The sequence below is a fragment of the Neisseria sp. HMSC061H08 genome (genome assembly GCF_001836795.1).
GTDB lineage: Bacteria > Pseudomonadota > Gammaproteobacteria > Burkholderiales > Neisseriaceae > Neisseria > Neisseria subflava_A.
In genome coordinates, this window is sequence record NZ_KV830589.1 from 1 (window position 1) to 9,240 (window position 9,240).

The 9,240-nt window shown below is 42.2% G+C and carries 9 protein-coding genes, 5 tRNA genes and 2 pseudogenes; 5 read left to right on the top strand and 11 right to left on the bottom strand.

The genetic code is table 11. The annotated features are described in order from the left end of the window. Positions 1–53 precede the first annotated feature (53 nt). From HMPREF2675_RS10475 to HMPREF2675_RS10490, 5 genes are all read left to right on the top strand, one after another. A tRNA-Gly gene (locus tag HMPREF2675_RS10475) sits at positions 54–129 on the top strand. 24 nt (positions 130–153) lie between these two features. Beyond that, positions 154–229: transfer RNA gene (locus HMPREF2675_RS10480), tRNA-Gly, on the top strand. Between the two features lie 36 nt (positions 230–265). Continuing rightward, a tRNA-Cys gene (locus HMPREF2675_RS10485) sits at positions 266–339 on the top strand. 10 nt (positions 340–349) lie between these two features. Continuing rightward, a tRNA-Cys gene (locus tag HMPREF2675_RS11430) sits at positions 350–427 on the top strand. A 21-nt stretch (positions 428–448) separates the two neighbouring features. Continuing rightward, a tRNA-Leu gene (locus tag HMPREF2675_RS10490) sits at positions 449–538 on the top strand. Positions 539–634: 96 nt separating this feature from the next. On the opposite strand, the pseudogene HMPREF2675_RS11650 reads toward HMPREF2675_RS10490, so the two are convergent. From HMPREF2675_RS11650 to HMPREF2675_RS10540, 11 genes and pseudogenes are all read right to left on the bottom strand, one after another. After that, positions 635–778, bottom strand: a pseudogene (locus HMPREF2675_RS11650) (site-specific integrase); the annotation flags it as partial. 91 nt (positions 779–869) lie between these two features. After that, positions 870–1,103: pseudogene (locus tag HMPREF2675_RS11655) on the bottom strand (tyrosine-type recombinase/integrase); the annotation flags it as partial. A 216-nt stretch (positions 1,104–1,319) separates the two neighbouring features. Further along, complete coding sequence (locus HMPREF2675_RS10500) at positions 1,320–1,946, bottom strand: hypothetical protein (protein ID WP_070815031.1); 627 nt, start codon at positions 1,944–1,946, stop codon at positions 1,320–1,322. A 202-nt stretch (positions 1,947–2,148) separates the two neighbouring features. Next, complete coding sequence (locus tag HMPREF2675_RS10505; protein ID WP_070815032.1) at positions 2,149–3,096, bottom strand: IS110 family RNA-guided transposase; 948 nt, start codon at positions 3,094–3,096, stop codon at positions 2,149–2,151. Between the two features lie 530 nt (positions 3,097–3,626). After that, a complete protein-coding gene (locus HMPREF2675_RS10510) occupies positions 3,627–4,796 on the bottom strand; it encodes a zonular occludens toxin family protein (protein ID WP_070815033.1) in 1,170 nt (389 codons plus the stop codon). A gap of 11 nt (positions 4,797–4,807) precedes the next feature. Continuing rightward, positions 4,808–5,086, bottom strand: a complete 279-nt coding sequence (locus HMPREF2675_RS10515) for a DUF2523 family protein (protein ID WP_049336528.1) — start codon at positions 5,084–5,086, stop codon at positions 4,808–4,810. 1 nt (position 5,087) lies between these two features. Next, positions 5,088–6,908: an IgG-binding virulence factor TspB family protein gene (locus HMPREF2675_RS10520; protein WP_070815034.1), complete on the bottom strand. Its 1,821-nt coding sequence runs from the start codon at positions 6,906–6,908 to the stop codon at positions 5,088–5,090. Positions 6,909–6,923: 15 nt separating this feature from the next. Then, positions 6,924–7,226 carry a hypothetical protein gene (locus tag HMPREF2675_RS10525; RefSeq protein WP_070815035.1) on the bottom strand — a complete coding sequence of 101 codons (303 nt, stop codon included), beginning with the start codon at positions 7,224–7,226 and terminating at the stop codon, positions 6,924–6,926. A gap of 8 nt (positions 7,227–7,234) precedes the next feature. Next, positions 7,235–7,459 (bottom strand): hypothetical protein, encoded by a 225-nt coding sequence (locus tag HMPREF2675_RS10530; RefSeq protein ID WP_049359861.1) that lies wholly within the window; start codon positions 7,457–7,459, stop codon positions 7,235–7,237. An 86-nt stretch (positions 7,460–7,545) separates the two neighbouring features. Next, complete coding sequence (locus tag HMPREF2675_RS11705) at positions 7,546–7,815, bottom strand: hypothetical protein (RefSeq protein ID WP_070815038.1); 270 nt, start codon at positions 7,813–7,815, stop codon at positions 7,546–7,548. 161 nt (positions 7,816–7,976) lie between these two features. Further along, a complete protein-coding gene (locus HMPREF2675_RS10540; RefSeq protein WP_070815036.1) occupies positions 7,977–8,879 on the bottom strand; it encodes a rolling circle replication-associated protein in 903 nt (300 codons plus the stop codon). Positions 8,880–9,240 lie beyond the last annotated feature (361 nt).

Sequence of the window (9,240 nt, forward strand, 5' to 3'; positions counted from 1 at the left end):
GGTCGCGAGTTCGAGACTCGTTTCCCGCTCCATTAAATTATGCATCCGAATACGCGGGAATAGCTCAGTTGGTAGAGCGCAACCTTGCCAAGGTTGAGGTCGCGAGTTCGAGACTCGTTTCCCGCTCCAGTTTAATTTCAGATGCACTTAAATGCGGGAATAGCTCAGTTGGTAGAGCGCAACCTTGCCAAGGTTGAGGTCGCGAGTTCGAGACTCGTTTCCCGCTCCAGTTTCAATACTACAAACACTCCAAAGTAGTTTATTTGGCGAGATAGCAAAGTGGTTATGCAGCGGATTGCAAATCCGTCTACGCCGGTTCGATTCCGACTCTCGCCTCCATCCATTTCATGGCGGGGTGGCAGAGTGTTTATGCTATAAGGGGTGCAACCCTTATATAGGCCGGTTCAAATCCGCGCCCCCGCCTCCAATCTCTCAATTGACTGTCTACGCCCGGGTGGTGAAATAGGTAGACACAACGGACTTAAAATCCGTCGGCCCTAAACCGGCCGTGCCGGTTCGATTCCGGCTCCGGGCACCAATAAATATCTGGATTTATTGAAAAACCTAAGATTCTAAATTTCTAATTGACAGCTTATTTGTAAGGCTGTCTTTTTTGTTTGTGCCTGATTTGTGTCTAACTTGCCCCATTTGTGTCAAATGTGACAAGCTCGTGCAAAACTTGAGCATGTTGATGAAAATGCTCAGGAGCCAAATGTGCGTATCTCTGCACCATCCTTAACGTCTTCCAACCACACACTTCTTGCAACACTCTCAATGGTACGCCACGCTGAGCTAACCAACTTGCCCAAGTGTGCCTGAAATCGTGCCAAGTAAAAGTCTTCTATTTCTGCCAGTTCTAACATCTTCTTCCAATATTGGCTGTTAATGCCGCTAATTGGTTTATTCAGCTTATTCACAAAAACAAATTTCTTATGCTTGCCTATCTGCCGCTTTAATACTTCAACAGCAGTATCATTTAAAACAACACCCAGTACATTTCCAGCTTTTATTTCATCAGGATGATACCAACAGACCTTCCTGTCTAAATCAACCTGATTCCATGTTAAACCCAAAACATTTGCCTGTCGCAAGCCCGTATTCAAAATAATTAATTATCATAGTAATGCCCCAAATTGAAAATGTCTGAAGGTAGTAAAATTGACTTTTACTCCTTTTTATATTTGCCTATCAATATACCTTTTTGGACAACTGCGCTTTATGGCCCACTGGCTCGATGGCATCAAACAAAGGCCGTCTGAAACGGTTTTTCTATTTTCAGACTGCCTTTTGAATTCATACAAACTATGGCTTGCTTATCTTTATAATTGTCCAAATTTCCAATAATCCCGTCCTTCAATTTTCCAATAACAAAATTCGTCCGGTATTAAATACCCAAAATCCATCGCCTTTGAAAACCATCTGTCATAAACATAATCTTCATGACATCTGTCCCAATCCATATGAAGGTAAACTTCCGTATTAAAATTAATATAGAACAATGGCAGCCTCGAAGAAATCTGATTGATTTTTAAGAAATCACTTTGCTGGCCAGAGTCTGAGATAGGATCATTGTACGACAGCTTGTTCTCAACAATGGAATATAACCTTACCGCTTCAGCAGAAGTAAACCCCTGAAACATCAGTTCCTTCAATTCATCTTTTTTTAATACAATGACTGAATCTGATTGAAGATAGTTTTCAAAATTGTCCTTAGTTAACTGCCAGATACCATTACGGTAATTTTTATAATCATAATTATATTGTTCTTTAGTTATAATTCCCTCTCTTAGGTAAAGATCAAAAGATATTTTTGCGTTTAATTCAAAATTTTCCTTATAATCAATCAAATAATATATATTTCTCTTATAAACAAAAATAGATATACACTGAATATACTCAAAGATATTATCCAATAATTCAGATTTAAATTTCTCAATCTTTTCCATATTTGCCAAATTCCTTAATAACTTTATCTTCAGCAAGACGTAGCCCGCATTAAACCTATGCAGGTAAGGTGTGTGCGGTACGCACGCGGGCTTTGAGTGTGATAAAAAAGATAGTGTATTTAATCGTCAACGATATTTACATTTCTTAAAGATAAACGAGGTCTTCGCCCCGATTTTTCGGGGCGTTTTTTTATGCCGCTGTTTACTTTCGATATCGGGAACGGTCGTAATCTTTACCTGTTTTATACAGTTGATAGGCAATGACGGCCAATTTGCGCATGATAGCGACTATTATCAGCTTCGGTGGCTTTCCCTTGGCTTTTAGTCGAGCTATAAAGCCTGGAAATGCGTTCATCCTGTATGCAACAAGTGCTGGCATATACAGTGCTTTACGTGCGTTCTTTTGCCCCTGTTTTGATATTCTGGACTTTCCTTTGACACTTGTCCCCGAATCTTTGATTTTTGGATCTAAACCGAGATATGCGGCAAATTGGTTTTGGTTGGCGAAATCATATCGTGTGAGTTTTGCAAGCAAGACGGAAGCTGCGGATTCGCCTATTCCGTCTATGGTTTTTAGTCTGTTCTTTTTTTCGTTGTATTTTGGGTTTTGACGGTAGAAGTCTTTGAGTTCTGTTTGTACGATTGCTATAAGCCTGTTCAGATGGTCTATGGTGGTCTGTATGTGATTGCGAATGACATCAGGGGCTGTTTGGTATTTTGTCTGCTCTGCTGCTCTCTGCTGCTTAAGTCGGGCTATATAGTCTGTTATGGCTTGTAGATATTTTTGCTCTTCTGTCGGTGGCTGCCATGCTTGGGGTTGCATTCTTCTGCAATATTCGGCTATCAGCCTTGCGTCCTGTCTATCAGTCTTAGTTCTTGTCTGTTCGGCTTCTCGGAATCCTTTTATTTTGCTTGGATTGACTATACTTACTATGTGATTTTGTCTTAGATGGTCGGATATGGCTTCGTGGTAGATTCCGGTCGCTTCACAACAGCAGTACACTACTTCAACGGTGTACTCCTTTATCCAGTCGTCCAGCTGTCTGAATCCATCCTCTGTATTGTCAAACCTCCGTTCATAAAAAATGCTGTCTGTAGTCAGACAGCAGTCAATTGTTTTCTTTGATACGTCTATCCCTAAGTAGTACATTGTTTTGCCTTATTCATTCAGGCTCGCAGCCTTGTATAGTGTTCAAACTAGTTATGTACGGAAGCCCGCGCTTCTATCTTTTTTCCAAGCTGTTGCTTTGGTCGTGCTTCGGAAGTCGCGGGCCGTGGTTTGGGTCATGAATCCAAACCCCTGAAAGGGCTGATTAACCGTTCAGGGCTTTGTACTCTTTTTGCCTTCGGCGACGTTCGCCACGTGGCAGGGGTTGGCGCAAAAAACCGCACCAACCCTTCTTTAAAGCGTTTTTGGCTATGTTAGCGTCAAGGGGTATCCAAAAAGATTTATAAAGACGATAAAACTGTCTTTACAAATCTTTCTGGACGTCCTCCCCCTGACTTGTGTTTAGGTGGGCTATTTGGCTATGTTATATCCATAATAAATAATTACTGCTGCTCCTATTAACGACATTATGAACATCGGGAGAACGAAATACTTAAAAAATCCTCGCCAGCCTTTACGCTCATAAGTTGTTGCAGCCCAAATTCCTAATAAAAAAGCTATACCTGAATTCACTAATTAACCTTTCCGCCCTCGTTACTTAGGGCTTTTTCTTCGTATCCGTCATACATTAAATTCTGCGGACTCTTTCCACCCATTGTCAAGACTTGCGGTTTTTCTGAAACTGATGAATTTGAATCAGCCGTTAATGCTTCGTTTTGTTTAGTTTTATATGGATTGAACGGTAAGCCATCTTTAATATAGCTTAAACAGGTTTTTTTGCTGATTTCTGAAATTTTAGACCCTTGGTCTGTATAGCAATTACAGCCATTATCGCTTTTTACGCACGCTGACGGCCAAGGCATGGTTTTAACGGCTTTATTCATTCCGTCATACATCGGCGCTGTTTCCGGCCTATCTTCTATTCTCGGTTTAAAGTCGTCCTCGCTTATGTGCGGTTTCGGCGGTTCTTCTGCCTTTGTTTCTTGTTTCGGGTATTGCCCTAATCCGTCCGTTCCGTCCACCGCTGGAGCGGTTGCCGTACCGTCCGTTTTAGGGCTTTCCGCCAAGGCGGAAACTTCCGTTTTCGGTTTTTCGATTGGGGCGCTGATGTTTTTCCAGCTTTGCCATACATAAAAACAGCAGATTAATATCACGCCAAGGACAAAAGGGAAGATGAAAACGACTTTACTTAGTTTTGTTTTAATTTTCGTGTGTTCTTCCGCTGACTTGTAAACGCCAAATGCTTTTTTATCAAGTTTATAAACGCTTTTGACGCCATTCGCTACATCGCTATTAGATTCTGGATTTGCGCACCTTTCCCATTCAATCATACGGCGCACGCCTAAACTGGTTTTGCCGATGTGGCAATGGTGGCCTATCAGACTGCGTACATTAACGTCTATTAGTCGCGGATGTTGTGTAAGAAGGAATATATCAATGCCTCTATGACGGTGCGTTTCTAGTTCTGCTACGAAATCGGGAACTTTTGAACCGCTTGGCCGTGGCCTAAATACGCGCTGACATTCGTCAATAACAAGTATTGCTCCTGTCGGTGCCCATTTGTGCCAAGTCTGCATACTTTCGCCTTCTGGAATAGGCAGGTTAGGAATAATTTTGTCATTTACTTCGGGGATACCATCAAGATATAGCGGACGGTTTTTTAAATCTGACCTATTCATAAGGTCTGAAATCATTTTTAGGGTCTTGCCTGAACCTGGAACACCTGTAATCAAATAAAGCATAATTTACCCTTTTATTTACTTGCCATTATCGCTGACAGTTTGGACATTGTTTTTAACGAAGCTATAAATGTGAATGTGCCGAAAATCCAGTTTAGGCAAACCCCTATGCCTAAAATATAAAGCACTTGCAAGGAATCCTCTGTCAATCCGCCTACCTGTTGGGAAACGGCCTGCATAAGCTGATTTTGAAGGGCATCTAAACCTACATAAGTTATAAAACTTAGTCCTACCGCTGACATAATTTTTCCTGCAACAGTCGTTAATACGCTGGTTAATAACTTTGCCCACATATCACAATTCCTTTACTGCTGCATAAGCAGCCCAACCACAGCTAATAATGGTTACTAAAATTAAAATTGGCCTAATTTTTGAAGCTATATAACAAACATTCTCATAACTCATCTCAAAAGTACCTAAAATACCCATGTCAAAGGTTTTGGGAGATGGGCAAACGCCGTCTGTTTTAAAGGTATCAGTTGGTTTTATTGAGCCTATATCGATCGTATTTTGGGGAACTTCAGGTTCTTGCGCTTCAACTTCTCCCAAATCTGCACACGCTGCGATATTTGGGAAAATCGAACAAAGGCCATTTTCTTGCTGTTTTGGCGTTTGTTGATTGTTTGGACTATTCGGACTGTTCGGCTCATTCGGTGTATTGGGAGAATTAGGGCTATTTGGTGCGTTTGGCGTGTCCGGACTCTCCTGTCTGCTCGGTGTTGTCTTTTCGGGCTTATTCGGTGCTTCTGGACTGTTTGGCTTTAAATCTGGACGTGGCACATAATCAACGCCTACAGTGCCGTCTTGATTCATTTTGAATCTTGTTTGTTGTGGGGTGCTACTGCCTTCAGGGGTATATGGCGCAGAAAGTGCTGTATCAGGGCTAAATGTGCTTGGCTCTGCAGATTGATTCATAACGCCCATTTTTGCCAGTTGGTTCATCAGCTCGGCATGATTTGTCTGATTGTTTTCAAGCATACGCTTAAGAATGTCTAACATTTCTTTTTGTGTCAGCATGAAGTCTTCAGGTTTTACTTGGCTTTGATTTTGTGTAATTTTCTTTTCTTCTGACTTGGGAACTGTACCTTCTTTATAGGATGTCCATCTAACAAAAACATGCTTATCAGACGGTGTACTTACTTTAATTGTTGAAGGGGAGGCGGATTTACCTATATCAATATTGTAGGATGAAACAAATTTGCCCAAATAAGAAGGCGCATGGTCTAAAGTATTATCATCAGAACCACTCAATCTATAACCATCTGGAGCATAAAAAACATAGTTTTGATATGACCCATCGACTTCTACTATTAATTGATATTTCAATAATCCTTTCTTTTTTGCTTCTTCGTCTTTCTTCTGTTCTTCTCTCTTTTGTTGATCTTGTTGTTGCGCTTTTTGTGCTGCTTCTGCTGCTTTTTTTGCTGCTGCTTGTGCTACTGCTTTTTGATAGTTGCCTTCGGCTTCTGCTTGGCGCTGGGCTTGTGCTGCTTTTTGAATCGCATTTGACATTTCTTCTTGTGATGCCCCATCTCTTAATCCTGTTTTATCTAAAAAAGAATTAATTCCTGCTCCCAAACCAGTTATATCTAATTTTGATAAACCTGTAAGAATTGCACCAACACCATTACGAGCTGCTCCAGCCCAATTACCATCTTTTATATCTTTATATGTCCATGCTGCATAATCAGAACCAATAGCCCCACCCATAGCGGTAGCACCGGCCAATGTTCCACCCAATACAGTTTCAACTTTACCAACGTTTACCCGTTGATTAACAGTCGTATTCATCGTGCCAGTTTCGCCATATCGACCTGTAACCGTTACATTTTTGCCTTGGCTACCATTAATATTTCCGCCATTTTTAGTTACTGTCGGTTTGCCGTTGTTTTGTACATCAACCTTCCAAACGCCTGTTTTTGGATCGTATCCACGACGTTGCAAGGCTTGGTCACTTGGAAAACCTGCGTTTTGATGTTGTGCCGGCGGAGGAAGGCCGACTTCTGCAAAAGCTGTTAACGGACTTAAAACTTGAGTGCCAAAACATACAAGCACAAGCAGGCGACTGCATAGGGCGAAACGCCGAGAATAAAATAAACTTCTGGTATCATTCATTTTTCCTTTTCCCTTTTATTCGCCATTTTTCATATTGGCCAGTTTTACGACTTTTAAGCAGACTACGACAATAAATAAACCTATAAAAGCAAATAGCATAGACTGTCCCAACTCTCTACCCTGATCATAAAAATCTTGATTATTGCACTGCGGAAAGTTGAGCTTTACTTGGCTTCCGTGATATTCCCATGCCGAACCAATAAAGACAGGGTGATTTAACACCCCGTCTTTATCGATTGTCGGTATGACTTGGGACATCACATGATTTTGAGCTTCTATCTGCGTGCCATAACAGATTTGGCCTACTCGATATCCCATATCAAACCTTATGCTTTGTTGATAACGCGTTTTGCAACAGAAATAGTTGCAATCACAACGGCCAAACCAACAACAACTGCGCCAAATGCGATAATGCCTGTTTTCAAAGCGCCGATTTCTGTGGAGGCGGTATCAAGCAAGTTTGTATCAGCCATAGCCGGAGCAGACAGGGCAGAAACGGTTGCAATTGCCAAAGCTGCTTTAGCTTTGTTTTTCAGGTTTTGGAATTTCATTTTGTTTTCCTTTAGTTAATGTTGAAAAAAAGTTTTGCGGTGTTTTGGGGTCAATTCAAGGCACACCGCAAAGCCTTGAATCTTGTTTATGCTTCGTCTGAAAAATAAATGTTGTCTTTAAATGCGCGTGGGAATACTTGCATTGATACGATTTGTTGAGGCTTATAGCCTTCATACTTTTCAGGGTGTTTGGTGCGAACTTCGCATAATCGCGTTTCGGTTTCGCTACGGATAATCAGGCCGACATAATGTGTCTTGGTAAATGTGCCGTCTTGGTTTTTGCGTTCACGCGTGAACATTCGGTCAAATGATGCAATAACGAAAATACCTTGTCGGCGTTCGGTTTCTTGAGACATGATGTTTTTCCTTTCTTTAAGGTCGGTTTTGCTGGTATTCAACGGTTCGGGGGCGGGACGGGAGGGGCGCTCACACACGGCTTGCGCCGTTCTCCTTGCTTCGCAAGTGCGGTTTCGCGCCCATCCCGCCCCCGAACCAAAATCAACGATTGCTTGTTTCGCTACATATTGATGATGGTTTCTCGGTTGTAAAACGCCCATTTCGGGCTTAGGACAAAGGCCAAGACGGTGTTGTAATTATCCTGGGTAATGCTGGGTAGGGCTGCGCGGTATTTCCACTCTGCTACGCGGTTCAGGTAGCTTTCTACCTGCTCAACCCACTTTTTTAACTTGCGTCTCCACTCTTTCGAGCCTTTGGACACAAAAGCAAAATTGCTGTTTGCTACTTTCCACACGGATTTTTTGTCCATGCTGGTACGCACGAGCCGATAGCCTTTGTCTTCGGTCAGGCGGCTGTTGATGTGTTTACTGATGTATTTGGATACGTATCGCGCCAAGCCTTTGCTGTTGGTTTTGACCGGCAACAGTTCAGTACGGCCAAAGCCGTATTTGTGGACGTTTTCACGGAGCAATGCCCACAGTTGGCGCAATGCTGGATTGGCAGAGCTGTAGCGTCCTACTGCGATTTCGCGGAAATTCAGGCCGCGCCGTATATCGACACGGGTATTTACGATTAGATGGAAATGTATACGGCCTTTCTTCGTGCGCTCATAGACACAGACGTATTCAGGAAAGTGACGTTTGAGAAAGTTGGTTCTCAAGCTGTGAAAACGGCGTTGCGCTTCTTTCGGATCGGTTACGTCATCGGCAAAGGTCAGGGTTAAAAAGCCGACTTTGTTCAGGCCAAAGGCTTCAATGAACGCTTTGACGTTCATTTCTAGGGCAGTAGTGGATTTTTTGTAAGAAGTGGAAAACTCGTTCAGCGTGTCCGCTTTACGGTTTTCATACTGACTTGGCAACTGCTTGATTTCACCGCTGTTTGCGGTCTCAATGCAGTTGTTACTATTTAGACAAGGAAGCTGAACGCGCTCCGCGCTTTCAGCCGTTGAGCGGATAGTTTTCATGATAAAACCTCCGACATTTGAATGGATACGGATAACTGTCCGTATAATTCGGCTTCGTCTTTGGTTTCTTTTGTGTGATGTGGATTGCGGACTGGGAACGCTTTTGTTTCCAAAAGTGTGCATTCATCGTTTTTATCCATGAATACACGGCAGATATAGGCAACGGGATTAACCGCTGGCTCTGGTGTGACTGTGAAATAACAGATTGACATTTTAGATCCCTCTCAAATATCGGTTAGAAATATTTGTCAAGGGGTTTGATTTTTAATTTACACTCCCTTAACGGAGTGCAATATATAAGTGCAATATATAAGGTCGTCTGAAACATTTTTCCGGCTTTCAGACGACCTTTTGCCAAATA